Raw genomic sequence first — 22,850 nt, forward strand, 5'->3', positions numbered from 1 at the left:
GTGGAAAAACCACTTTTGCTTATCGAAGACACGCCGTCCCTGCAGATGGTCTATGAATCTGTCCTGCGCAACGCAGGTTACGAAGTTCAGACAGAAGAAACCGCAGCGGGCGGACTTGATAATTTCTTGAAACTTAAGCCAAACGTGGTTCTTCTTGATTTATTGCTGCCAGACCGTGACGGTCTCGAGCTGATGAAAGATTGCCTTGCTGCGAACCCGACAACCAGATTTATTGTCATAACCGCCAATGGTTCGATAAATCGTGCTGTTGAAGCAATGCGCGCAGGTGCATATGAGTTTCTTCTTAAACCGTTCAACGAACAGCGTTTCCTTTACGCAATTGAAAATGCCCTTGCCGAGGCGGCGCGGAAAAAAACCGAAACGGCTCCATCCAAAAATCTGGATCCGATCAATGGCTTTATCGGCACTTCTGAGGCGATGAAGAAGGTCTATTCCAACACCCGCACAGTCGCTGGTTCGATGGCAACAGTTTTCATCTCGGGTGAAAGTGGTACCGGTAAAGAAATCTGCGCCCAAGCCATTCACAGCCTGTCAGATCGCGCCTCAGGGCCGTTTATTCCGCTAAATTGTGGCGCTATTCCTTCTGATCTCCTGGAATCCGAAGTCTTCGGCCATTTGCGTGGGTCTTTCACGGGTGCAATCGCAGATAAACCGGGGGCTGCTGCTGCAGCCGATGGTGGAACATTGTTCCTTGACGAAATCTGCGAGATGGACCTCAATCTTCAAACAAAGCTGCTCAGGTTTCTGCAAACTTCAATGATTAACCCGGTTGGTTCTGTCAGGGCACGTAAAGTCAATGTTCGCATCGTCTGCGCCACGAACCGTGACCCGCTGGAACAGGTTCAACGAGGCGAGTTTCGTAAAGATCTCTATTACCGTTTGCACGTCGTCCCAATTCACCTTCCGCCGTTGCGGGAACGAGCCGAAGACGTGATCGAAATTGCAAATGACGCATTGCACAGGTTCTCCAAAGAGGAAAACCGCGCGTTTGAGACCTTTTCCGAGGAAGTTAAAATGTTGTTCCGGCGTATGGTTTGGCCGGGAAATGTACGCCAGCTTCTGAACGTTGTTCGGAATGTCGTCGTTCTGAATGATGCAAAAATCGTAACCCGATCTATGCTGCCTGTTGATATTCACCATGAACTAGAACTTATGAACCCTACAAAGGCTGCGCCTGAACAACCTGGCAATCCACCGGTGATGCTGGACGGCCTGATCGGAAAATCCCTGAGCGAAATAGAATACCTCGTAATCAAGGAAACCCTTGAGCAGCACGGGGGGAGTATTCCAAAGGCCGCGCGGGTGCTCGATGTTTCGCCGTCAACGCTCTATCGGAAAATCGCAACCTGGGAGAAAATTAAAACCTAGACCTCTCAGACGAACTGCTCACGGATCAAACGCTCCTCCAGCCCGTGACCGGGATCAAACAAAATTCGGTGTTCGATACTGGATTCGCTTTTAATATCAACAATCACAACATCTCTGACCGAGCGGCTGTCAGCATCTGCCATGACCGGGCGTTTCGCGGCTTCCAATACCTCAATCTTAACCCTCGCGGTTTTTGGCAGCAATGCGCCACGCCAGCGCCGTGGTCGAAAAGCCGCCATTGCCGTCAGCGCAAGCACATCTGCGCCGATCGGCAGAATTGGGCCGTGCGCCGAATAGTTGTAGGCGGTTGATCCAGCCGGTGTACATAAAAGCGCCCCATCACAGACAAGTTCCGGCATGCGAAGTTTACCATCGACCGTAATGCGCAATTTGGCCGCCTGCGGACCAGCCCGAAGCAGGGATACTTCGTTGATCGCCAACGCCTCATGAACATCACCGTTACGGCACTCTGCGTGCATACTTAAAGGGTTGATGACCTCTTCTTCCGCAGTCTCCAGACGTTCAGGCAAGTCATCTTCGTGGTATTCATTCATCAGAAATCCGACAGTTCCCCGGTTCATTCCATAAACGGGAACTGTCAGATGTTGGGTTTCATGCAAGGTAGACAGCATGAAACCATCACCCCCCAAGGCCACAATCACATCTGCTGTTTCAGGAGAATTATTGCCGTAGCGCTCACACAACCGAGCACAACTATCCTGCGCAATCTCTGAATCGTTCGCCGCAAAAGCGATTTTAAGATGACCCGTCATTTTCGGCGCCCTTTGTTTTCTACAGTCTTCACCCGCTCCGATTGGAAACACAAGACCGCATCCATGACGAAATATGACGCCCCTACCGCCCTTTCAGTCGCTTTATGTGGTTCAGATTAGTTAACAACTCAGTTACAACGCAGCCAGTTTTTGACCCGTCTCAAGGAGATGTCTGTATGTCTAACCCTGGTTTTTTCACTGAATCATTGAGTTCCCGTGATCCTGAGCTTTATGCGTCGATCACGTCGGAGCTTGGCCGTCAGCGCGACGAGATTGAGCTGATCGCGTCTGAGAACATTGTTTCGGCTGCGGTGATGGAGGCGCAGGGCTCTGTGCTGACAAACAAATACGCCGAAGGCTACCCCGGGCGTCGTTACTACGGTGGCTGCCAGTATGTTGACGTGGCCGAGACCCTGGCGATTGACCGGGCGACGCAGTTGTTTGGCTGTGAGTTCGCAAATGTACAGCCAAATTCCGGCAGCCAGGCCAACCAGGGCGCGTTTCAGGCGCTGATCAAACCCGGTGACACGATCCTGGGCATGAACCTTGCCAGCGGCGGGCACCTCACCCATGGCGCGGCCCCGAACCAGTCTGGCAAATGGTTCCACGCCATTCAGTATGGCGTGCGCAAAGAGGATAACCTGATCGACTATGATCAGATTCAGGCGCTTGCGAGCGAACACCAGCCAAAGCTGATCATCGCCGGTGGCTCTGCCATTCCGCGGCAGATTGATTTTGCCCGCTTCCGCGAGATTGCGGACAGCGTGGGCGCCTACCTTATGGTGGATATGGCGCATTTTGCCGGGCTTGTTGCCGCCGGCGAACATCCCTCTCCTTTTCCTTATGCCGATGTGGCGACCACAACGACGCATAAAACCCTGCGCGGCCCGCGTGGTGGTATGATCCTGACAAATGATGAAGATATCGCAAAGAAAGTGAATTCTGCGATCTTCCCCGGCATTCAGGGTGGCCCGCTGATGCATGTGATTGCCGCCAAGGCGGTGGCCTTTGGCGAGGCGCTGCGGCCTGAGTTCAAGACCTACCAGAAACAGGTGCGTGCCAATGCGGTGGCGCTGGCGGATCAGCTGAGCAAGGGCGGGCTTGATATTGTCACAGGCGGTACCGACACTCACTTGATGCTGGTCGATCTGCGTCCCAAAGGCGTGAAGGGCAACGCGACCGAAAAGGCGCTGGAGCGCGCGCGGATCACCTGCAACAAGAACGGTATTCCGTTTGACCCGGAAAAACCGATGGTAACGTCAGGCATCCGCCTTGGCACGCCCGCCGGCACCACCCGCGGCTTTGGCGAGGCCGAGTTCCGCCTGATCGCTGACTGGATTGTCGAGGTGGTCGACGGCCTTGCCGCCAACGGCGAAGACAACAACACAGCCGCTGAGGACGCCGTCAAAACAAAAGTCGCAGAACTGTGTGCGAAGTTTCCATTGTACCCGAACCTCTAAATGCTCTCCCGACCCTAACCAGAACGGTTGGGGTCGGGTTTTGCCAAGATGTTACAGATAGCCACGCCAGGTCAGTACAAATATCCCAAGACCTGAAATAACGAACACGGCTATCCCTATGCTACCCAGAATACCAAGCAACAATTCCCGCCGACGCGCAGCGACGTTGATCGATTTCAGATAATGCAAACAGGCGCGAAATGCCACGTTAACACGCTGATAATCCAAGATTTTCATTAACTTCGGATTCTCCGCCTGCTTGGCTGCTTCACCAAGATAGAGCGCTTCCTTTCGGATGCGGCGCGGCAACAAACGGCCCGCTTTTTGGGTGCGCGAAACAAGATTACTGCCGCGAGCGGTCAACCGTTCGCCCATCAGCTCATAAATCTCGTCTGCCTTGGCCTGAACTGACCCGATATCCATAACTACACCCTTTTGTCACACAAGGTTTAGCGTGTGGATTGGTTTGCCTCAATAGGTCTGGTAGCCAAAGTCGCAAAAGGGTATGAAAAACCATGCTTAATACGATTGTGACCGGTTCTGAGACTGACAAACCTAAGCTGTTGATCGCGCATGGGCTTTATGGTTCTGCGCGCAATTGGGGTGTGATTGCGAAACGGATGTCCGAAGGGCGGCAGGTTCTTAGCGTTGACATGCGCAACCATGGGTTAAGCCCTTGGTTTAAAACGCAAAGCTACCACGATATGGCCGATGATCTGGCCGAGGTGATAGAGTCGCACGGCGCGCCTATGGATGTGGTGGGCCATTCGATGGGTGGCAAGGCATCTATGATCCTTGCGCTAAAATATCCCTATCTTATCAATAAGTTGATCGTCGCCGATATTTCCCCTGTCGCCTACTCTCACACACAGATTCAATACATCAAACCGATGCGGGATCTGGATTTGGAGAGGGTCGAAAAACGCTCTGACGCAGACCAGATGCTAGCGGAACAAATACCCGAAGCTGGCATACGCGCCTTCTTGCTACAATCACTTGATATTAAAGAGAAAAAATGGCGTCTTAATCTGAACACACTGGAAACCGAAATGCCAAAAATCATTGGCTTTCCCGAAACAACCGTGGCATTTCAGGGGGTTACGCTATTTTTGTCCGGGGCAGAGTCCGACTATGTACGGCCAGAGTATCGGCCACAGATCAAGGCACTGTTTCCAAACGCAAAATTCGCGAAAATACCGGGTGCGGGCCACTGGCTTCACGCAGATAAACCACGCGAGTTCGAGGCCGCAATGCAGGCGTTTCTAGCGTAGCTCTGTTATCTTCCTTGCGATAACGTAAGTCACTGGAATTGCAGCAATAAATCCGGCTGCCGCACTGTAGAGGATTGGCATTAATGTGTCATGTCCAGATACAAGCGCAATGATAACACCCGTGCCCGCAAGGCTGGTTGCGACCATGGAAAACAAGAAAAGAGCCAAGCGAAACATAAATAATACTCCGTTCAAAATACGCGTTTCGGGCGGATCATATGACGGGCACAGCCGATGTCTTTGATCTGCGTCAGATGGGGTAACGAACGCCCACAACACGATTTCTTTAAACTCTTTAAACAAAAATACCCCCTGATTTTGAGATCTTTAAAGGGGGTTTTCATGTTTATGCGGGTCAACGTCACAGATGTCAGGCCACAGCTGACAAAACTGCTGGGGGCGGCGGAACATGGCGGGGTGTCGGTGATCATCGCGCGGCACGGCAAACCGTCGGCGGCCCTTGTGCCGATGAAGGATTTCTGGCGCATTCAGGACAAGGTGGATGACGAGCTTTTGGGCCCGAAAGACCCAGAGACAGGGCGCCGCCCCGGCAAGGCGCTGATCCTGATGAAAGACATAATGAAGGGGTCGCTGTTGTTCTAGGCGACCCCTGCTTTTGTCAGAGCGCGTTCAGCTGTGCCAGCGCCATGACGATGTAGACCAGCGCGGTAATCACGCGGTAAAGCATCATCGGGGCGCCATTGGCAGAGCGGCCAAAGTTGCTGGCGGCGTCTTCTTCGTTCATGTCCTTGTTAATGGCGGTCAGGTCGCGCAGGGCAGAGTCCCCCGCAAGCCCGCCGTAAAGCGCTGCGCTAACGATAACCGCACCAAGGGCAAGGTCATAAGGCCCCGTATCCGTTGTTGCGATCAGGACGAGCGTGCCAAACAGCACGAAAAGCGCGGTGCGCATGACGTTGAAGAAATGATTGCCGCGTCCCAGCGCAATCGCAGCGCGTGTTGCTGAATCCATAGTTTTGTCCCCCGAGTTTTTATTGTGCGGGAAGAATAACATGGATGGGGGTTGCGGCAAAATCTGGGGGCGTGAGCGTAGTCCCGGAAACGATCAATACCTATCAAAGGGCAGCGCCCGGCACGAGGGTGGGTGCTGAAAGCGCCCGCCCATGGGGGCGGGTCGGGCGCTGCCCGTGCGTGGCACGGGCTATAAACTCTAGGTCCTCTTGCTTCTGAGCAGTTGCGTAGCAACTAGTACTGAGTGCGATTCTGGAAGACGAGTGCTTAGAGTTTTATTTCCTAGATAAGGTAGAAGTGAAGCAAGACAACTTGCGCAGGGGTTGTATAGTCGTGGTAAGATAGCCGAACTAAAACAGAAGATGCTGATCAGATTTTGATCTACATGCAGCTTATGCTTGAGAAAGCAAAGGATGCGGTTATTGCTGTCACAAAGGAATCCCTAGCTAAACACGGTTCAAGCGTTGAATTGTTTCCGGGACTTGCTGATGGATCTTGGTTTGACCGGACTAACAAATTTGCTGAAGAACACGATCTAAACCTCGACCATTACATCTTATCATCGGGAACGCTCGAGATGATAAACGGTTGTCCAATTTCTCGCTATTTTAAAAAGATATTCGCTTCAAAGTACATGTATGTTGACGAAACGGCTATTTGGCCATGTGTCGCTATCAATTACACCACAAAAACACAGTATCTGTTTAGGCTAAACAAAGGCATTGAAAATACTTGGAACGACGACGACCTGAATAAGTTTACTCCAGAAAACAAGAGGCCACTTCCATTTGAAAATATGGTTTTTTTTGGAGATGGCGATACTGACGTTCCCACAATGAAAATGTTGAAACATAAAGGCGGGACTTCAGTCGCAGTCTATGAACAAAAGGAAAAAAAAGGCTTAGACAAAATACACAAGCTACTTTCAAACGAACGCGTGGATTTCACTGCCCCAGCTGACTACAAAGAGCATTCACAGCTAGACATCACTGCAAAGGGCATCTTGGGCCGCATCGCTCGACACAATGGTTACGATAGTTCCACCTAACCATCCATCTTCAACGCTGATATAAACGCTTCCTGCGGAATATCCACCTTCCCGAACTGGCGCATCTTCTTTTTCCCAGCCTTCTGCTTATCAAGCAGCTTTTTCTTCCGGCTCACGTCCCCGCCGTAACATTTCGCCGTCACGTCCTTGCGCATGGCTGACAATGTTTCGCGCGCGATGACCTTGCCGCCGATCGCTGCCTGAATCGGGATTTTGAACATATGGCGGGGGATCAGGTCTTTCAGTTTCTCGACCATCGCGCGGCCACGGGTTTCGGCGCGGTCGCGGTGCACCATGGTGGAAAGCGCGTCCACCGGCTCGTCATTCACCAGCACCTGCATTTTAACAAGGTGATCCTCGCGATAGCCGATCATCTGATAGTCAAACGACGCATAGCCCTTGGTCACAGATTTGAGGCGGTCGTAGAAATCAAACACCACCTCATTGAGCGGCAGGTCGTAAACCACCATTGCGCGGCTGCCTGCATAGGTCAGGTCTATCTGCATACCCCGGCGGTCCTGGCACAGCTTCAGCACGTCACCAAGGTATTCGTCGGGCACAAGGATGGTCGCCTTGATGCGCGGCTCTTCAATATGGTCGACAAAGGTGAGGTCAGGCATGTCTGCGGGGTTGTGCAGTTCCTGCACCGTGCCGTCACGCATGTAGATCTGGTAGATCACCGAGGGCGCGGTTGTGATAAGGTCGATGTCATATTCGCGCTCGAGCCGGTCGCGGATCACCTCAAGATGCAAAAGTCCAAGAAAGCCGCAGCGAAAACCAAACCCTAGCGCGGCAGAGGTTTCCATTTCAGAGCTGAAGGACGCGTCGTTGAGCGAGAGTTTGGAGATGGCATCGCGCAGGTCTTCGAATTCGGCATTATCCACCGGGAAGAGGCCACAGAACACAACGGGCTGAGAGGGTTTGAAACCGGGAAGCGCCGCCTCACAGCCTTTCTTTTCGGTGGTGATCGTGTCGCCCACGCGGGTGTCGCGCACCTGTTTGATCGATGCCGTCAGAAAGCCGATCTCTCCGGGGCCAAGTTCGTCGATCATTTCCATCTGCGGGCGGAACACGCCGATGCGTTCGACCGGGTGGACAGAGTTGTTTGACATCATGCGAATACGGTCGCCCTTTTTCAGGACACCATCGATGATGCGCACCAGCACGATGACGCCAAGGTAGCTGTCATACCAGCTGTCCACCAGCATGGCCTTCAGCGGTGCGTCACGCTCGCCTTTCGGGGGTGGCAGTTGGGTGACGATGGCTTCAAGCGTTTCGCGGATGCCCTGCCCGGTTTTGGCAGAGACCTGAAGCGCGCCTGTCGCGTCTATCCCGATCACGTCCTCGATCTGCTCGGCCACGCGGTCACAATCAGAGGCTGGCAGGTCGATCTTGTTCAGGACCGGCACAATCTCGTGATCCGCGTCAATCGCCTGATAGACGTTGGCCAGCGTCTGCGCCTCAACCCCTTGGGTCGAGTCGACAACCAGCAAAGAGCCTTCAACCGCCCGCATGGAGCGTGAGACCTCATAGGCGAAATCGACGTGGCCGGGGGTGTCGATCAGGTTCAGAACATAGTCCTGCCCATCATCCGCTTTGTAGTCAATCCGGACGGTGTTCGCCTTGATGGTGATGCCGCGTTCGCGTTCAATATCCATCGCGTCCAGAAGCTGGGCTTTCATATCACGGTCTTTCACCGTACCCGTCTCCTGGATCAGACGATCAGCCAGCGTTGATTTACCGTGGTCGATATGCGCCACGATGGAGAAATTGCGGATTTTGCTAAGGTCGGTCATGATTGGGGATATGATTGGGTTTTAAGGGTTGGTCAAGCGGGGTTGAACCTGTAGCCCTGCATTGAAAGGTTATCTGCGGGTTTTGAGCAATATTGAACGCCTTTCAACGACGAGAATTACAAACTGAACAAGTCGAAGGAAAATTCCATGCCAAACTACATCCTTGCCTATCACGGCGGCGCACAGCCTGAGACCCCGGAAGAAGGGGCAAAGCATATGCAGCGGTGGCGGACGTGGCTGAGCGATCTGGGCGATGCGGTGGTGAACCCCGGAACACCCTTGGGGAAATCGACCTTTGTCAGTGCTGGCGGTGTGATGACCGACGGCGGGCCAGAGGCGCTGACCGGGTTTTCGGTTGTAAGTGCCGACAGTATGGAAGCCGCGCTTGAAATGGCAAAGGCCTGTCCGTTTGTCGAAATCGGCACGCTTGAGGTTGCGGTGATGAAGGAAATGTAGCGTACTGCATATCGCCATTACGCCTGCAGCCTGCTACCGTCGTGTGTAATCACGAAAATTTGAGCAAAAATAACGACATGCCAAAATGTCGCAACTGGCGCAGAATACGATCTGTGAGAGGGCCAGCTTTGGGGGAGACGCGACTTTGAGTCGCCCCATTTCTGAGCGAGCCCTCGATGTTAGAACGCCGCATTCCCGAATGGCTTCGGCATGCACCCGCCCCAAGTGTGCGGGGCTTTGCCATTCTTGCGGGAATAGAGGCAGTTGCGCGGGGCATTCTGGTGTCGGTTTTTCCGCTGGCGATGTACCGCGCGTTGCAGGACGCAAGCGTTGTATCCGAAGTCTATTTCCTTGTGGGGATCGCCTCTCTGATCACCGGACTTATGGTACCCTGGCTCACCCGGTTTATCCCGCGCCGCTGGGTGTACTCAATCGGTGTGGCGATGTATTTCTGTGGCTCGTGTCTCGCGATTTTGAATGAGCCGGTCGCGATGGTTGCTGCGTTGATGCTCAACACCATTTCTATTGTCATCGTCTTTGTCTGCTTCAACGCCTACGTCCTTGATTACATTTCCAAGATCGAGCTTGGCAAAGCCGAAACCCAGCGCATGTTTTTCAGCGCGCTTGGCTGGACCCTTGGGCCTGTTTGCGGCGTTATGCTGATGAGATGGTGGGACCCGTTGCCATTTCTGATTGCGGCTGGTGCTTCGCTTGCTTTGTTGATTGTATTCCTCGTCATGCGGCTCGGAAATGGAAAGCTGATTACCCGGGCGCATAAACCCGCACCGAATCCGCTTGCCTTTGTGCGCCGGTTCTTTGCGCAGCCTCGGCTGATTGCCGGGTGGATGTTTGCGGTGGTCCGATCCTGCGGATGGTGGGTCTATGTGGTTTATCTGCCAATTTATGCGGTTGAAAACGGGCTGGGTGAACAGACCGGCGGTATCATGCTTTCGATCACAAATGGGGCGCTGTTCCTGACGCCCTTCATGCTGCGCTGGATACAGCGCTATTCGGTGCGCTATGCGGTGCGTGCGGGGTTCATGACAGCCGGGGCATTGTTCTTCTTTGCCGGGGTGTTGTCTTTGCCAGCGCTGGTTGTTGTTGGCCTACTGATGCTTGGGTCCTTCTTCCTTATCCTGCTTGACGTCTGCGGTGGCCTGCCGTTCCTGATGGCGGTGAAGCCTTCGGAACGCACCGAAATGTCAGCAATTTATTCAAGCTTCCGTGATGTATCCGGTATTCTGACCCCCGGTGCGGTTTGGCTGGTTTTATTGATCGCGCCCTTGTCCGGGTCCTTCGTTGCGGCAGGTGCCGGGCTGTTTGGTGCATGGATGATCGCCGGAAAGCTGCACCCAAGGCTGGGGCAGGCGAAAACGATGAAAGTGCAAGAACCATATGAGGCGGACCAGCTTGCGGCGGAGTAATCCGTCTGCTAGCGCGCAATCGGCAGGGCCTGGCGCTGGATCATCGTCCGCAAGGTAAAGCTGGATCGCATGGTCCGGATACCCGGCACCCGCATGAGCCGATGTTCGAGGAAGCTGTCAAAATCTGTCAGGTCACGCGCAACAACGCGAAGCAGGATATCGCGCGACCCGGTCATCAGGAAGCATTCCATCACTTCGTCAAACTTGCGAACTGCGTCTTCAAAGGCGTCAAGCGCATCGCGTGACTGACGCTCAAGCTCAACAGCAATGAATATGCTGACAGGCAAACCAAGTTTCGCCTGATCGATACGCGCGGTGTATCCGGCAATGACGCCGGACTTTTCCAAAATTGCCACGCGCCGGGCGCAGGGTGTTGGGGAAAGGCCAACCTTTTCAGACAAATCAACCAGCTTTATCCGCCCATCTTCCTGAAGCGCGGCAACAATTTTTCTGTCGATAGAATCCATATTTTCACTAAATTTTCGTTATAATCTAGAGTTTATCACTAAAATTTCTGGTTTAAAAGATCAGATTAGCTGAAATCTCCAATCTGACAGTGGTACATAGCGCCAAAGGGAGACCCGTCAAATGAAACTCACGTCCATACCGTCTGAAACGCACGAGGAAATCTATCGTGTCGCAGATCCTTCTGTCGGGCTGGTTGGTTTTATTGCGCTGCACTCAACACAGCTTGGCCCCGCAGCAGGCGGGCTTCGGATGCGCCCCTATACCCACGAAGCAGAGGCACTGCGTGATGTGGAACGGTTGTCAGAAGGTATGACCTACAAGAACGCTGCCGCAGGTTTGCCATTGGGTGGCGGTAAAGCCGTGATTATTGGCGATCCGCTTACGCAGAAAACACCGGAGCTGCTGGCAAGCTTTGGACAAGCGATCAACGCTTTGGCAGGCCGTTACTGGACCGCTGAAGACATGGGATTGACCCCTGCCGATATGGCACGGCTGGCCGTTGAAACGCAATATGTCGCCGGTTTGGCAGATGGTGAGTTTGCCAGTGGCGACCCCTCGCCCATCACCGCACGCGGCATCTTTAATGCGATCCGCACAGCGCATCGTCATAAAAACGGAACAGACTCGCTTTCAGGTGTGGTTGTGTCAGTTCAGGGCCTTGGCAATGTTGGCTTCCATCTCTGCCAACTGCTTTCCAACGCTGGCGCGCATCTGATTGTCACCGATGTGAATAAAACGCGTGTTGAGCAGGCCGTGCGCGACTTTGGTGCGACCGCTGTTGAACTGGACCAGATCTACGGGGTTGTTGCAGATGTTTTCGCACCTTGCGCGATTGGTGGCATTCTGAACCCCGAAACCATTCCACAGCTTAAAGTTGGTATCGTTGCGGGTGGCGCGAATAACCAGCTGGTGGGCGTAGAGGACGGCACAGCACTGCATGAACGCGGCATTCTTTATGCACCCGATTTTGTTGCAAACGGCGGCGGGATTATCAACGTCGCGACAGAAATTCTGAAAATCCGGAAATCGCAAGAATGGGTTGCTGAAAAGCTGGATGCACTTGACGCAACGATGGACGCAATCCTGACTCAGGCGCGAGTTGAGAACACGAGCCCGAATGCGGTTGCCATTATAACGGTTGCTGCGAAAATGGCACGTGCAGCTGCCTGAAAGACCCAAACTGCGACCTGAAAACTGCAAACTCGTTTTAGACAGCAAATTGCGCAATATGTGATTTGAAAACTGCTGAAAATTCAGTCATGATTTCGCTAATGAGCAATCCTGTTCGGATGACACGGGGGATAACCCCGGCGCCGATAGAGGTACGAGGCAGAACATGAAACGAATTTTTGCGGGTCTGTTGATCTATGCAATTGCGGCACCCGCTGTTCAGGCGGGTACAATTGAGCGCGCCTGTCTTCAGTCTGATCGACGTGGTGCAAGCCGCGCTTTGTGTGGCTGTATTCAGGACGTTGCGAACCTGACGCTGAACAGCACGGACCAGCGCCTGGCAGCCTCTTTTTTTCAGATGCCGCACCGCGCGCAGGAAATTCGCCAGTCAGACCGGCGAAGCGATGAACGCTTCTGGGAACGCTACAAGGAATTTGGCTCTGCGGCCGAGGTTTACTGCTCTCCCAACTGAGCAATCAGGCCGCGTGACGCCGCCTCAACCAAATCAAGTGCTTCGTTAAAATCACGAGTGTAGTAAGGGTCCGGCACCTCTTTGCGGCCTGTTTCGGGTGCATAATCCAGAAACAGGCGAACGGGAGTTGTACTGCCAGTTGGACGCAAGGCTTCGATATCGGCGATGTTGCTGCCGTCCATTCCGATGATAAGGTCGAATTGGGCGAAATCCGTTGGGTGAATCTGTCGCGCACGTAAATCTGAAAGGTCATAGCCGCGCGCAATCGCCGCCTCCTGCATTGGACCGTAGGGCGGATTATCAGTGTGCCAGCCAGCAGTCCCAGCACTTTCCACGTCAACAGTTACCCCAGCGCTATTTGCGAGCGTGCGAAACACCCCTTCAGCCGAAGGCGAGCGACAGATATTTCCAAGGCAGACAAAGAGAACACGATGCGTCATTGGGTTTGCTCCTGATCGACACACGCAGTCTTAATGCGCGCAACGACCGGAGAACAGGGAAACCCGCGAAACGAAAAGAGGCTGCGCCTTGACGCAACCCCGTTTTGTTAAATGTGTGAAATGGTTTACCGGTTCAGATCGACCGGAATTTCCACCACCATTTCACCCGCCTTTTCAAATGTCAGGGTAACGGTCACAACGTCGCCGTTATTCAGGCTGCGGTTTAACCCCATGAACATGACGTGGTCACCACCACGTTCCAGCATGTGAGTTTCACCTGCCTGAATCACGAACCCTTCTTCGACATGGGACATCTGCATAACACCGCTGCCCATGTCTTTGTGGGTGTGCAATTCAACACGCGCCGCCACATCAGAGGTGACTGAAAGCAGCCTGTCGTCGTCGGGTGTGTGGTTGCTGATTTCCATAAAGGCGGCACCCGCCTTGGCGTTAGCACCTGCAGCGCGGGCGTAGGCATCTTCGACAACGATTGTACCAGTGTCATGCGCTAAGGAAGGCAGGGCTAAACTTACCGCAGCAATTGCGGCCATAAGGATAGATTTGAAAGACATTTGTCTCTCCTGTTATTGAGTTTGGTTTTGGGAAAGTATGGATTTCTTAACCAATGCGGGGCGGGCCGCGGGCTTGCAGCGCAAAAAGCGCGGCACCAGACATTCCAATTTCTGCCTCGACGACAAAAGCTTGTCCAAATTCAAACTCGGGCATTTCAAACACGAAAGGCGTGTTTAGCGCGTTCAGCAACGAAAGCGCACAATCCGGGCAAACATGACGAGGCCCAACAGGCTGACCTTCGGAATCAACATCAATGGTGACATAGGCATATCCTGTGCAGATCACTATTTGACCTGCAACCAAGGTTTGCCCGCGCGCAACCGCCATCGAAGCACTTGTGAGCGCGATCAACAGCGACAGTGCAATCGCCGATATGAATCGAAGCCTTACCATATGCCTGATATAAGCGGCGTTCTTCAGAGTGTCATCAGGCAAAAAGAAGCGGCCCCACCAAAAGGCGAGGCCGTGTTCAAATCCGTCCAGTGAAAGGGCTTAGGCGGTTGCCTGTGCCTTTGCGATATCTTTTTTGATTTTCAGAGCTCCGTCTGAAAGATCAACGTCTTTGGCTTTTGCCAGGAACGCGTCCAGACCACCACGGTGGTCAATGGTGCGCAGCGCAGCGGCGGAAATACGCAGTTTGAAAGACCGACCCAGAGCATCAGACATCAGGGTCACATCATTCAGGTTTGGCAGAAACCGACGACGGGTTCTGTTTTTAGCATGGCTGACGTTGTTGCCAGACATAGGGCCTTTTCCGGTCAATTCGCAGCGGCGCGACATGATTTTGTCCTCGTCTCGAAGAAACCCAAACGGGCCTCGGTAAGTAAAAGAGGCACCGCTAGCGCGGCACCTTGAATTCTGAAGCTGCGGTTTACGTCCATTCACCCGTGCCGTCAAGCGATTCATGCTGCTATATTTAAACAGCATTCAGCTTTGCAATTACCCGCTCTGCGGCAGCCCGGGGCGAGGTAAGACCTTTGGCCACTTCAGTTCCAAGCTGATCCATCAACGCGCTTAGCTCTTTGTCCTGCGACAGGCGTGCAAGCGCACCAAGGCGGACTTCTTCCTCAAACCAGTGTCGCGCCTGGCTTGCGCGGCGCGCGTCCCAGTGGCTCGTTTCGCGGCGCCAGTCAGACAAAGTTATCATATCAGCCCAGGCGTCTTCCAGGCCACCTTCTTGCAGTGCGGATACGGTTCTTGCCTTTGGAAAATTGTCAGGGTCTTGCGGCCGCTTACGCAGCAGGCGCAACGCCCCGGCATAATCCGCGCAGGTACGCATGGCTGCTGGCTTAAGCTCGCCATCTGCCTTGTTTACCAGAATGATATCGGCGATTTCCATGATCCCGCGCTTCACGCCCTGCAGTTCATCCCCACCCGCAGGTGCAAGCAGAAGAACAAACAGATCTGACATTTCCGCGACAACGGTTTCAGATTGCCCTACCCCAACGGTCTCAATCAGCACCACGTCGTACCCCGCTGCCTCGCAAAGCGCTACAGCTTCGCGCGTGCGTCTTGCGACACCACCAAGTTCGCTCTGGCTTGGGGATGGCCTGATAAAGGCGCGCGGATCACGACTCAGCCGCTCCATCCGGGTTTTGTCACCCAGAATTGATCCTCCTGATCGGGCTGAAGACGGATCAACCGCCAGTACCGCCACACGCAAACCTTTTGCCGTCAGCATCATACCGAAAGATTCGATAAATGTGGATTTCCCGACACCAGGTGTGCCCGACAGACCAATCCGCAATGCCTGCCTGTCGCTTCGCTTGACAACATCAAGCAATTCGGCAGCTTCTGCGCGATGGTCAGGGCGTCGGCTTTCTATCAAAGTGATTGCCCGTGCCAGCGCGCGACGTTCGCCAGCAAGTACCTTTTCTGCGAGTTCTTGTATGTCCATTACGCTTTCGGCCCTTTTAAAGGTCGTGCCAGAAGAATTGGCGATTTGGCTGGTGTCTTGCCTTGTCCGGGGGGGTTATGTCTAGTGCCCACAAACAGAAAGACTGGTGCAAAAGACCGCTTTTGGTCTGTTGGTGTGGTGAATGATCACCGATAAGGGACACGTGATACAGGAATTACCGATAGACGAGGCGCTTCCAGCGCTCATTTCCGCCCTTCGCGCCGATGGGCGTGCAGTGCTGCAAGCCCCACCCGGCGCAGGTAAAACAACGCGTGTTCCCCTGGCAATGCATAAAGCCGAGCTGTGTAAAGGTCGCATCCTGATGCTGGAGCCACGCCGCCTTGCAACACGCGCCGCCGCTGAACGCATGGCACAAACTTTGGGCGAGAAGGTTGGGCAAACTGTCGGCTACCGGATCAGGGGTGAATCGAAGGTTTCCCCCGCAACCCGGATTGAAGTTGTAACCGAAGGCATCCTGACCCGGATGATCCAGTCTGACTCCGAACTTAACGGTGTCGGCGCGGTAATTTTCGATGAATTTCACGAACGTTCCCTGAATGCAGATCTTGGGCTCGCGCTTGCCTGGGAATTGCGCAGCGCTTTGCGCGAAGATCTTATCTTGCTCGTGATGTCAGCAACACTTGATGCAGAACCCGTGGCAAAGATGATGGCCAATGCCCCGGTCATAACATCCGAAGGGCGCGCCTTTCCGGTCGAAACCTATTGGCTTGATCGGCCAATATCCAAGGGAACGCGGTTTGACGCCAGCGTTGCTGCGCTTGTTGAACAGGCGGTGGCTGAAACAACCGGCGGCGTGCTGGTCTTTCTACCGGGCGAAGGTGAAATCCGTCAGGTCGAAGCTCGGCTCAAGGGCCGTTTACCCAATGAATGCACGGTTCATCCCCTGTTTGGCGCAATGAGTTTTGCCGCCCAGCGCAAGGCGATTGCACCAGTGCGTGAAGGTCGCAAAATCGTGCTGGCCACAGCAATTGCCGAAACCTCACTGACGATAGAGGATATACGCGTGGTTGTTGACGGCGGTCGCGCGCGCCGGGCGAGGTTTGACGCGGGCTCCGGCATGTCACGGCTCGTCACGGAACGGGTGACAAAGGCCGAGGCCGAACAGCGAAAGGGCCGCGCCGGGCGCGTTGCCAAGGGTCAGTGTTACAGACACTGGACCAAAGGCGAAGAAGGCGGGTTGCAACCCTTTCCACCCGCCGAGATCCAATCGGCTGACCTTAGCGGGTTTGTTCTGGAACTCGCGCTCTGGGGAACGGCGGACCCTTCTGAAATGGCGTTCCTGACCGCACCAAACCCCGGCGCCTATGCCGAAGCGCAGTCATTGCTGCAAAACCTTGGTGCACTTGACACAAAGGGGCGCATCACACCTCACGGACGCAGGCTCGCAACCCTGCCGCTTCACCCACGACTTGCGCATATGCTTGCACGTGCCGGACGAGATGCTGCGCTTTTGGCGGCTCTCCTCGCTGATCGCGACCCATTGGCGCGCAACGCCCCTGTTGATCTCACATTGCGCGCTGAAGCCCTGCGCGACCCCGACCACTTCCAGGCAACACGCGGCCACAGTGCAAACCGTGGCACGATTGAACGCATCAAGGCCGAGGCGCGTCGGCTCGCGTCACTCACCAAGCCGACACAAACAGAGGTGCTGAGCCTCGCGGAACAGGCCGCGCTCGCCTACCCGGACCGTATTGGCCAGCGCCGAAAAGGCGAGGCACCCCGCTGGGTTCTCTCAGGAGGCAAAGGTGCCGCCATGAGCGAAGACGATCCGCTCGCCGGGGCAAGGTTTATCGTTGCGACCGACCTTGATGGTGACACGCGCGAAGCCAAAATCCGACAGGCGATAGAAATCACAGAAGCAGAGATTCGCGCGCTTTTGGGCGAACAAATTCAATGGCATCGGTTCTGCGAATGGTCAAAACGCGACCGGCGCGTGGTTGCGCGCGAACAGGAACGCCTTGGTGCGCTCATCCTCAGTGACAGGCTTTGGCGCGATGCTCCGGACAATCAGGTCGCACGCGCTGCGCTTGATGGTATCGCGGACCTTGGACTGCCTTTCAACACGACAGCGCGCAGATTTCAAGCGCGTGCAGAACTCGTGCGTGCGGGTAGTGATCGCCTTCCTGATATGTCTGACACGGCGTTGATGGATGCTCTGGACGATTGGCTGCTTCCTCATCTTGGTAAAGCCAGAACTGCCGAAGACATCAAATCTATTGATCTGCTCCCTGCCCTCAAAGCGCGCCTTGACTGGGATCAGACAAAATTGCTGGATCAACTCGCCCCGTCTCATTTCACCACGCCCCTCGGCAATCGCATTCCGGTGGACTACAGCGGTGAAGACCCCTCTATAGAAATCCGTTTACAGGAACTCTTTGGTCTCACCCGGCATCCAACAGTCGGACCCAACAGAACGCCGCTTCGCATCACACTCCTTTCCCCCGCCCGCCGTCCAGTCCAGGTCACAATGGATCTGCCCGGCTTTTGGGCAGCGTCCTACAGCGATGTGCGAAAAGACATGCGGGGGCGCTACCCACGCCACCCCTGGCCCGAAGACCCAACCAAAGCAAATCCAACATTGCGTGCAAAAAGGCGCGGTGACTAAACAAGCCGATTTATGAAACCGAGCTGTTTCTTTATCCCTTAAATATCCCCGCGCGAAGCGCAAAACCGCACGAAGTGCCAGAAATAGTGGCGCCGCCGGCGCCTCAATTTTGGATCGATTCCTCTGCAATTTGGCTTTTTCAGCAAAAGAACCTATATCTGGGCGCATATAAAAACGCGAAACGTGAGCAGGTTAAATGACAGACGCATCGAAGCGGGCATGGGCCGAACTGGTTCGACCGCTGTTGCCGCACCCAAGGCTGTTACAAGTCGCAGCACTTTGCTATCGCAAAAACGGCACCAACAAAGACGTTCTGATGATTACCAGCCGGGATACCGGTCGGTGGATTCTGCCCAAAGGCTGGCCCATCGAAGGTCTGGACGCCAGCAGTACCGCGATGCGGGAAGCCTGGGAAGAAGCTGGTGTGCGCGAAGGCACTATCAACAAGGACGCAGTTGGCAGCTTTGACTATGTGAAAGAACTCGACACTGGCCGCCATGCCACCTGCGTAACAGAGGTATTTGCGGTCGAAGTTGAAAAACTGGAAGATACCTTTCCAGAGGCCCACCAGCGTACTCGCAAATGGATGACACCTGTTGAGGCTGCCAATCTGGTCGACGAGCCGGGTTTGCGCAATATTCTGGACAATTTTTAGAAGTTCAAAAGCGGCGCGCACTGCGACGACTGGCGCAAGGGGAATTGGTAGAAACCACTCGATAAAGACCTGAAAAGATTTCCCAGTTCAAATATGCGACAACCAATTTTTCGCAGTTGCCAATTGCGCGGAAAGAGCGTTAGCGACGCTAGCCTGCAACCAGGTCACATTTCATGACGATCGTTGCGGTCTGGTTCACCACCGTTCCTGCGGCCGCTGCGATTTCAGCGGTTATCTTCCTGATCCCGAACACATTACCAAGCTGAGTTTTCTCAGTCCCACCACGGGCCGTGGTGCGCACCTTCAGCGTCCAGCCTTTCAAACCCATGCGCGCCAAAGAAATCACGCTGCGCCTGCACAAGATTGGTAGTTCCACGTGCTTGCCTCATTGTGTCAAACCACGCCAGAGCCGCGCTAAACGCAGGCACAGGGATGCCACGCAAAACAGCAGACGCGACAAGCGCACGAAGTGCCTTCACCCCGTTTTCAAGGCGGACCGCAAAGGCCGGGGCAAACAAAAGGTTTCCATGAGCGAGGTCGGCACGAAATGCCGCCGAAATATCATCGAGCAAGGCTGAACGAATGATACAACCCGCGCGCCAGATTTCAGCAACGCGCGCCATATCTACGTTCCAATCGTATTTGTCCGATGCCGCCGACAGTATCTGGAACCCCTGCGCATAGGCCAGAATACGTGAAACAAGCAGAGCAGATTCAAGAATGGGCTCTGAAAGAGTTGTACCATCCTTGATGTCCCCGCCCAGCAGTTCGGTTCCTGTCTTGCGGGCTTCAATGTCAGACGACCACGACCGCGCACCAACGGCGGCCTCTATCGTGGAGGCGGATTGGCCAAGCTGAAGTGCCTCAATCACAGTCCAGCGCCCCGTTCCCTTTTGTCCGGCACGGTCCAGAATGACGTCGACTGCGGGATCGCCCGTCTTTGAATCTATGGCCGCTAAAACCTTGGCCGTTATTTCAACCAGATAGGAATTAAGTGGGCCATTGCTCCAGCCTTCAAACAAGGCGCCAATTTCGCTAACGCTCTTGCCTTCACCGTCGCGCAGCAGGCCATAAACCTCTGCAATCAGTTGCATATCAGCGTATTCGATACCGTTATGCACCGTCTTCACAAAATGGCCGGCACCGTCAGGGCCAAGATGTTCGGCACATGGCGCGCCTTCGAATTTCGCTGAAATGGCTTCCACCATTTCGCGTACATGCGCATAGCTTTCGGGGTCTCCCCCCACCATGATGGAGGGGCCGTGGCGCGCGCCGTCTTCGCCACCTGACACACCCATACCAATGAAGTGCATACCAGAGGCGGCCATTTCCTCGCCGCGCCTGCGGGTGTTGTGGAAGTTGGCATTGCCTGCGTCAACCAGCGTATCACCGGGCGCAAGCAAGGGTTTATATTGTTCGATCAGGTCATCAACGATCTGCCCGGCTGGCACCATAAAAATGATTGTTCGGGGTGTGCTGAGTGCCTTGACCAATTCTTCGGCTGAATCGCCACACCCGGTAATCTTGTCGGCGGCATCGCCCAATTCTTTGCGTGCCTTTTCCAGAAACTCATCAGTGCGCGACGCGAGCCTCGTCGTCACCGCGATTGGATAGCCCTTTTCAGCGATGTTCAAAGTCAGGGCGCTGCCCATGGTTCCCAGCCCAACCAGCCCGATATTAGTCTTTGTCATTGTCACCCCACTTTTTGCAATAAGCGTAGGCTTTGCTGAGGAAGATACAAGCCCAGATCACACTCCCGCCCTATGTCGGCAGGAATGCACGTGATTGTGAACGCGTAATTTATCGAGGGCTGGACAGGCCACAAGACGCTAGCGCCCCAAGCACCAGCGCATAATCGCCTTTTGCGCATGGAGACGGTTTTCAGCCTCGTCAAAGATTACCGATTGCGGACCGTCCATAACGACGCTTGTCGCTTCTTCGTCGCGGTGGGCAGGCAGGCAGTGCATGAACAGGGCATCTGGTTTTGCATGCGACATCAGCTCTTCGTTCACCTGATAGCCGCGCAACTGGTTGTGGCGGCGCTCCCGCGCGGATTGCGGGTCATGCATCGACACCCAGGTGTCCGTCACGATCAGGTCAGCCCCTTCGGCAGCTTTTTGCGCGTTGCGCTCAATCTCGATATTTACACCTTTTGAGCGCGCAAGATCGATGAACCCCTGCTCGGGGTCCAGCGTCTCGGGGCCTGTGAACGTCAAATCAAACCCGAACTGGCCGGCTGCATGGATAAAACTTGCACATACGTTGTTCCCATCGCCAGACCAGACGACCTTTTTGCCTTTGATCGGGCCGTTGTGTTCCTCGAACGTCAGAATGTCCGCCATGATCTGGCAAGGGTGTGTGCGGTCTGTCAGGCCGTTGATCACTGGCACAGTTGCATATTCAGCGAGTTCCAGCAGGGTTTGTTCTTCAAACGTGCGGATCATGATCAGATCGACATACCGGCTAAGCACACGCGCGGTATCGGCAATGGTTTCGCCGTGACCAAGCTGCATGTCCACCCCGGACAGTAGCATCGTCTGGCCGCCCATCTGGCGCACACCAACGTCAAAGCTGACGCGCGTCCTGGTTGAGGGTTTTTCAAAAATCAGCGCAACCATGTGGTCTTTAAGGGGCAATTCATCGTCAAGCGCACCCTTTGGGCGGCCATTGCGTGACTTTTTCATAGTCGCTGCATTGTCGATCATGCCGCGTAAATCTGCCGGGTCAGTTTTGTGAATATCCAGAAAATGGCTCATCTCAATTATCCTTTGGCCACGGCCATTGCCGCGTGATCAAGGCGCGTAACGGCCTCGGCTAAGTCTTCGTCGGTGATGTTGAGTGCGGGCAGCAAACGGATAACATTGTCCGCCGCAGGTACGACCAGCAACTCATTTGCGTAACTCGCGGCAACAACATCTGCATTCAGCGCTTTGCATTTCAGCCCGAGCATCAGGCCCGTGCCCCGCACTTCTTCAAAAACATCCGGATGGGCCGCGATCAAACCCTCGAGCTTCTGACGCAGCATTCCGGCCTTACGGTTCACATCTGCCAGGAATTCCGGTGTGTTGACCGTATCCATAACCGCACATCCGACAGCGCAGGCTAACGGGTTGCCGCCATAGGTCGAGCCGTGAGTGCCGGTAGTCATACCCGCAGCGGCCTCTTCTGTTGCGAGGACCGCACCGAGCGGAAAACCCCCGCCAATACCTTTGGCCACCATCATGATGTCTGGCGTCACGTTTGCCCATTCATGGGCAAACAGCTTACCAGTACGGGCAACACCGCATTGAACCTCATCGAGTATCAACAAGATGCCCGTGTCATCACAAATCTGGCGCAGGGCCTTAAGCTCTGCGTCAGGCACGGGGCGAATACCACCTTCGCCCTGTATCGGCTCTATCAGGATCGCGGCGGTTTCAGCGTCAATCGCATTGGTCACACCATCAAGGTCACCGAAGGTCAAATGCACAAACCCCGGCAAAAGCGGACCAAACCCTTTCGTCATCTTTTCGGACCCGGCGGCGGCGATGCCAGCAGCAGACCGGCCATGAAACGAGCCGTCAAAGGTAATGATATTCACGCGTTCCGGCGCGCCTTTTTCGTACCAATATTTACGCGCCATTTTGACGGCCAGTTCGCACGCTTCGGTGCCAGAATTCGTAAAGAACACCGTATCGGCAAAAGTCGCATCCACGAGCTTGTCCGCCAAAGCCTGTTGCTGTGGAATGTTGTAGAGGTTCGAAACATGCCAAAGCGCTGACGCCTGTTCATTTAACGCCGCAACCAGCGTTGGGTTCGCATGGCCCAGCACATTCACGGCGATTCCGGCACCAAGATCCAGAAAACGTCGGCCATCAGCCTCGATCAGCCAGCTGCCTTCGCCTTTAACGAAGGTAAGCGGTGCACGGGCATATGTCGGCAGAACAGACGGGATCATGTCAGGTTTCCTTATCAGAAGCCCCA

Annotated in this window: 25 protein-coding genes; 11 read left to right on the forward strand and 14 right to left on the reverse strand. The window is 54.5% G+C overall.

The window, feature by feature from the left end; translation table 11 throughout:
• The gene (locus J4E70_RS09190; RefSeq protein WP_247078937.1) at positions 1-1,389 is read left to right on the forward strand and encodes a sigma-54-dependent transcriptional regulator; all 1,389 of its coding nucleotides are present in this window, start codon (positions 1-3) and stop codon (positions 1,387-1,389) included.
• Between the two features lie 5 nt (positions 1,390-1,394).
• Here the strand turns inward: J4E70_RS09190 and J4E70_RS09195 are convergent, their stop codons facing one another.
• Entirely contained in the window at positions 1,395-2,162 is a 768-nt protein-coding gene (locus J4E70_RS09195; RefSeq protein ID WP_213888809.1) for an NAD kinase, read from the reverse strand.
• 176 nt (positions 2,163-2,338) lie between these two features.
• Between J4E70_RS09195 and glyA the strand changes: the two genes are divergently transcribed.
• The gene (gene glyA / locus J4E70_RS09200) at positions 2,339-3,622 is read left to right on the forward strand and encodes a serine hydroxymethyltransferase (protein WP_213888810.1); all 1,284 of its coding nucleotides are present in this window, start codon (positions 2,339-2,341) and stop codon (positions 3,620-3,622) included.
• A gap of 51 nt (positions 3,623-3,673) precedes the next feature.
• On the opposite strand, the gene J4E70_RS09205 is transcribed toward glyA, so the two are convergent.
• Positions 3,674-4,045 (reverse strand): hypothetical protein, encoded by a 372-nt coding sequence (locus J4E70_RS09205; RefSeq protein ID WP_213888811.1) that lies wholly within the window; start codon positions 4,043-4,045, stop codon positions 3,674-3,676.
• A gap of 92 nt (positions 4,046-4,137) precedes the next feature.
• Between J4E70_RS09205 and J4E70_RS09210 the strand changes: the two genes are divergently transcribed.
• Positions 4,138-4,893 (forward strand): alpha/beta fold hydrolase, encoded by a 756-nt coding sequence (locus J4E70_RS09210; protein WP_213888812.1) that lies wholly within the window; start codon positions 4,138-4,140, stop codon positions 4,891-4,893.
• On the opposite strand, the gene J4E70_RS09215 is transcribed toward J4E70_RS09210, so the two are convergent.
• Positions 4,885-5,070, reverse strand: a complete 186-nt coding sequence (locus tag J4E70_RS09215) for a CTP synthetase (protein WP_213888813.1) — start codon at positions 5,068-5,070, stop codon at positions 4,885-4,887. The genes J4E70_RS09210 and J4E70_RS09215 overlap by 9 nt on opposite strands.
• 165 nt (positions 5,071-5,235) lie before the next feature.
• Between J4E70_RS09215 and J4E70_RS09220 the strand changes: the two genes are divergently transcribed.
• On the forward strand, positions 5,236-5,496 hold the full coding sequence (locus J4E70_RS09220; RefSeq protein ID WP_213888814.1) for a type II toxin-antitoxin system Phd/YefM family antitoxin: 261 nt from the start codon (positions 5,236-5,238) through the stop codon (positions 5,494-5,496).
• Between the two features lie 16 nt (positions 5,497-5,512).
• Here the strand turns inward: J4E70_RS09220 and J4E70_RS09225 are convergent, their stop codons facing one another.
• The gene (locus J4E70_RS09225; protein WP_213888815.1) at positions 5,513-5,863 is read right to left on the reverse strand and encodes a hypothetical protein; all 351 of its coding nucleotides are present in this window, start codon (positions 5,861-5,863) and stop codon (positions 5,513-5,515) included.
• Between the two features lie 384 nt (positions 5,864-6,247).
• On the opposite strand from J4E70_RS09225, the gene J4E70_RS09230 reads away from it, so the two are divergent.
• Positions 6,248-6,910 (forward strand): haloacid dehalogenase-like hydrolase, encoded by a 663-nt coding sequence (locus J4E70_RS09230; protein ID WP_213888816.1) that lies wholly within the window; start codon positions 6,248-6,250, stop codon positions 6,908-6,910.
• Here J4E70_RS09230 and lepA read toward each other — a convergent pair.
• The gene (lepA, locus tag J4E70_RS09235; RefSeq protein ID WP_213888817.1) at positions 6,907-8,706 is read right to left on the reverse strand and encodes a translation elongation factor 4; all 1,800 of its coding nucleotides are present in this window, start codon (positions 8,704-8,706) and stop codon (positions 6,907-6,909) included. The genes J4E70_RS09230 and lepA overlap by 4 nt on opposite strands.
• A gap of 147 nt (positions 8,707-8,853) precedes the next feature.
• Between lepA and J4E70_RS09240 the strand changes: the two genes are divergently transcribed.
• A complete protein-coding gene (locus J4E70_RS09240) occupies positions 8,854-9,162 on the forward strand; it encodes a YciI family protein (protein WP_213888818.1) in 309 nt (102 codons plus the stop codon).
• 176 nt (positions 9,163-9,338) lie between these two features.
• Positions 9,339-10,586: an MFS transporter gene (locus J4E70_RS09245; RefSeq protein WP_213888819.1), complete on the forward strand. Its 1,248-nt coding sequence runs from the start codon at positions 9,339-9,341 to the stop codon at positions 10,584-10,586.
• 8 nt (positions 10,587-10,594) lie between these two features.
• Here the strand turns inward: J4E70_RS09245 and J4E70_RS09250 are convergent, their stop codons facing one another.
• Entirely contained in the window at positions 10,595-11,053 is a 459-nt protein-coding gene (locus tag J4E70_RS09250) for an Lrp/AsnC family transcriptional regulator (RefSeq protein ID WP_213888820.1), read from the reverse strand.
• A 121-nt stretch (positions 11,054-11,174) separates the two neighbouring features.
• On the opposite strand from J4E70_RS09250, the gene J4E70_RS09255 reads away from it, so the two are divergent.
• Complete coding sequence (locus J4E70_RS09255; RefSeq protein WP_213888821.1) at positions 11,175-12,224, forward strand: Leu/Phe/Val dehydrogenase; 1,050 nt, start codon at positions 11,175-11,177, stop codon at positions 12,222-12,224.
• Positions 12,225-12,390: 166 nt separating this feature from the next.
• The gene (locus tag J4E70_RS09260) at positions 12,391-12,696 is read left to right on the forward strand and encodes a hypothetical protein (protein ID WP_213888822.1); all 306 of its coding nucleotides are present in this window, start codon (positions 12,391-12,393) and stop codon (positions 12,694-12,696) included.
• Here the strand turns inward: J4E70_RS09260 and J4E70_RS09265 are convergent.
• From J4E70_RS09265 to meaB, 5 genes are all read right to left on the reverse strand, one after another.
• Positions 12,678-13,136, reverse strand: coding sequence for a low molecular weight protein-tyrosine-phosphatase (locus tag J4E70_RS09265; RefSeq protein ID WP_213888823.1), 459 nt, complete (start codon positions 13,134-13,136; stop codon positions 12,678-12,680). The two genes, J4E70_RS09260 and J4E70_RS09265, sit on opposite strands and share 19 nt — an antisense overlap.
• 125 nt (positions 13,137-13,261) lie before the next feature.
• The gene (locus J4E70_RS09270; protein ID WP_213888824.1) at positions 13,262-13,708 is read right to left on the reverse strand and encodes a copper chaperone PCu(A)C; all 447 of its coding nucleotides are present in this window, start codon (positions 13,706-13,708) and stop codon (positions 13,262-13,264) included.
• A 46-nt stretch (positions 13,709-13,754) separates the two neighbouring features.
• Complete coding sequence (locus J4E70_RS09275) at positions 13,755-14,144, reverse strand: hypothetical protein (protein ID WP_213888825.1); 390 nt, start codon at positions 14,142-14,144, stop codon at positions 13,755-13,757.
• A gap of 57 nt (positions 14,145-14,201) precedes the next feature.
• The gene (gene rpmB / locus J4E70_RS09280; protein ID WP_213888826.1) at positions 14,202-14,489 is read right to left on the reverse strand and encodes a 50S ribosomal protein L28; all 288 of its coding nucleotides are present in this window, start codon (positions 14,487-14,489) and stop codon (positions 14,202-14,204) included.
• Between the two features lie 136 nt (positions 14,490-14,625).
• Entirely contained in the window at positions 14,626-15,606 is a 981-nt protein-coding gene (meaB, locus tag J4E70_RS09285; RefSeq protein ID WP_213888827.1) for a methylmalonyl Co-A mutase-associated GTPase MeaB, read from the reverse strand.
• A gap of 142 nt (positions 15,607-15,748) precedes the next feature.
• Between meaB and hrpB the strand changes: the two genes are divergently transcribed.
• Both hrpB and J4E70_RS09295 read left to right on the forward strand, forming a co-directional pair.
• Complete coding sequence (hrpB, locus tag J4E70_RS09290) at positions 15,749-18,232, forward strand: ATP-dependent helicase HrpB (protein ID WP_213888828.1); 2,484 nt, start codon at positions 15,749-15,751, stop codon at positions 18,230-18,232.
• A gap of 196 nt (positions 18,233-18,428) precedes the next feature.
• Positions 18,429-18,887: an NUDIX hydrolase gene (locus J4E70_RS09295; RefSeq protein ID WP_213888829.1), complete on the forward strand. Its 459-nt coding sequence runs from the start codon at positions 18,429-18,431 to the stop codon at positions 18,885-18,887.
• A gap of 272 nt (positions 18,888-19,159) precedes the next feature.
• Here the strand turns inward: J4E70_RS09295 and gndA are convergent, their stop codons facing one another.
• The 3 genes from gndA to J4E70_RS09310 all read right to left on the reverse strand — a co-directional run bounded on the left by gndA (position 19,160) and on the right by J4E70_RS09310 (position 22,824).
• A complete protein-coding gene (gene gndA / locus J4E70_RS09300; protein ID WP_213888830.1) occupies positions 19,160-20,578 on the reverse strand; it encodes an NADP-dependent phosphogluconate dehydrogenase in 1,419 nt (472 codons plus the stop codon).
• 138 nt (positions 20,579-20,716) lie between these two features.
• The gene (gene argF, locus J4E70_RS09305) at positions 20,717-21,643 is read right to left on the reverse strand and encodes an ornithine carbamoyltransferase (protein ID WP_213888831.1); all 927 of its coding nucleotides are present in this window, start codon (positions 21,641-21,643) and stop codon (positions 20,717-20,719) included.
• A gap of 5 nt (positions 21,644-21,648) precedes the next feature.
• Positions 21,649-22,824, reverse strand: coding sequence for an aspartate aminotransferase family protein (locus J4E70_RS09310; RefSeq protein WP_213888832.1), 1,176 nt, complete (start codon positions 22,822-22,824; stop codon positions 21,649-21,651).
• Positions 22,825-22,850 lie beyond the last annotated feature (26 nt).

This window comes from Pseudohalocynthiibacter aestuariivivens (genome assembly GCF_018457175.1).
GTDB lineage: Bacteria > Pseudomonadota > Alphaproteobacteria > Rhodobacterales > Rhodobacteraceae > Pseudohalocynthiibacter > Pseudohalocynthiibacter aestuariivivens.

Bases quoted from the DNA above. Each gene is read 5' to 3' on its own strand.
- J4E70_RS09195 (WP_213888809.1), bottom strand. From the start codon at position 2,162: ATGACGGGTCATCTTAAAATCGCTTTTGCGGCGAACGATTCAGAGATT.
- glyA (WP_213888810.1), top strand. From the start codon at position 2,339: ATGTCTAACCCTGGTTTTTTCACTGAATCATTGAGTTCCCGTGATCCT.
- J4E70_RS09205 (WP_213888811.1), bottom strand. From the start codon at position 4,045: ATGGATATCGGGTCAGTTCAGGCCAAGGCAGACGAGATTTATGAGCTG.
- J4E70_RS09210 (WP_213888812.1), top strand. From the start codon at position 4,138: ATGCTTAATACGATTGTGACCGGTTCTGAGACTGACAAACCTAAGCTG.
- J4E70_RS09215 (WP_213888813.1), bottom strand. From the start codon at position 5,070: ATGTTTCGCTTGGCTCTTTTCTTGTTTTCCATGGTCGCAACCAGCCTT.
- J4E70_RS09220 (WP_213888814.1), top strand. From the start codon at position 5,236: ATGTTTATGCGGGTCAACGTCACAGATGTCAGGCCACAGCTGACAAAA.
- J4E70_RS09225 (WP_213888815.1), bottom strand. From the start codon at position 5,863: ATGGATTCAGCAACACGCGCTGCGATTGCGCTGGGACGCGGCAATCAT.
- J4E70_RS09230 (WP_213888816.1), top strand. From the start codon at position 6,248: ATGCAGCTTATGCTTGAGAAAGCAAAGGATGCGGTTATTGCTGTCACA.
- lepA (WP_213888817.1), bottom strand. From the start codon at position 8,706: ATGACCGACCTTAGCAAAATCCGCAATTTCTCCATCGTGGCGCATATC.
- J4E70_RS09240 (WP_213888818.1), top strand. From the start codon at position 8,854: ATGCCAAACTACATCCTTGCCTATCACGGCGGCGCACAGCCTGAGACC.
- J4E70_RS09245 (WP_213888819.1), top strand. From the start codon at position 9,339: ATGTTAGAACGCCGCATTCCCGAATGGCTTCGGCATGCACCCGCCCCA.
- J4E70_RS09250 (WP_213888820.1), bottom strand. From the start codon at position 11,053: ATGGATTCTATCGACAGAAAAATTGTTGCCGCGCTTCAGGAAGATGGG.
- J4E70_RS09255 (WP_213888821.1), top strand. From the start codon at position 11,175: ATGAAACTCACGTCCATACCGTCTGAAACGCACGAGGAAATCTATCGT.
- J4E70_RS09260 (WP_213888822.1), top strand. From the start codon at position 12,391: ATGAAACGAATTTTTGCGGGTCTGTTGATCTATGCAATTGCGGCACCC.
- J4E70_RS09265 (WP_213888823.1), bottom strand. From the start codon at position 13,136: ATGACGCATCGTGTTCTCTTTGTCTGCCTTGGAAATATCTGTCGCTCG.
- J4E70_RS09270 (WP_213888824.1), bottom strand. From the start codon at position 13,708: ATGTCTTTCAAATCTATCCTTATGGCCGCAATTGCTGCGGTAAGTTTA.
- rpmB (WP_213888826.1), bottom strand. From the start codon at position 14,489: ATGTCGCGCCGCTGCGAATTGACCGGAAAAGGCCCTATGTCTGGCAAC.
- meaB (WP_213888827.1), bottom strand. From the start codon at position 15,606: ATGGACATACAAGAACTCGCAGAAAAGGTACTTGCTGGCGAACGTCGC.
- hrpB (WP_213888828.1), top strand. From the start codon at position 15,749: ATGATCACCGATAAGGGACACGTGATACAGGAATTACCGATAGACGAG.
- J4E70_RS09295 (WP_213888829.1), top strand. From the start codon at position 18,429: ATGACAGACGCATCGAAGCGGGCATGGGCCGAACTGGTTCGACCGCTG.
- gndA (WP_213888830.1), bottom strand. From the start codon at position 20,578: ATGACAAAGACTAATATCGGGCTGGTTGGGCTGGGAACCATGGGCAGC.
- argF (WP_213888831.1), bottom strand. From the start codon at position 21,643: ATGAGCCATTTTCTGGATATTCACAAAACTGACCCGGCAGATTTACGC.
- J4E70_RS09310 (WP_213888832.1), bottom strand. From the start codon at position 22,824: ATGATCCCGTCTGTTCTGCCGACATATGCCCGTGCACCGCTTACCTTC.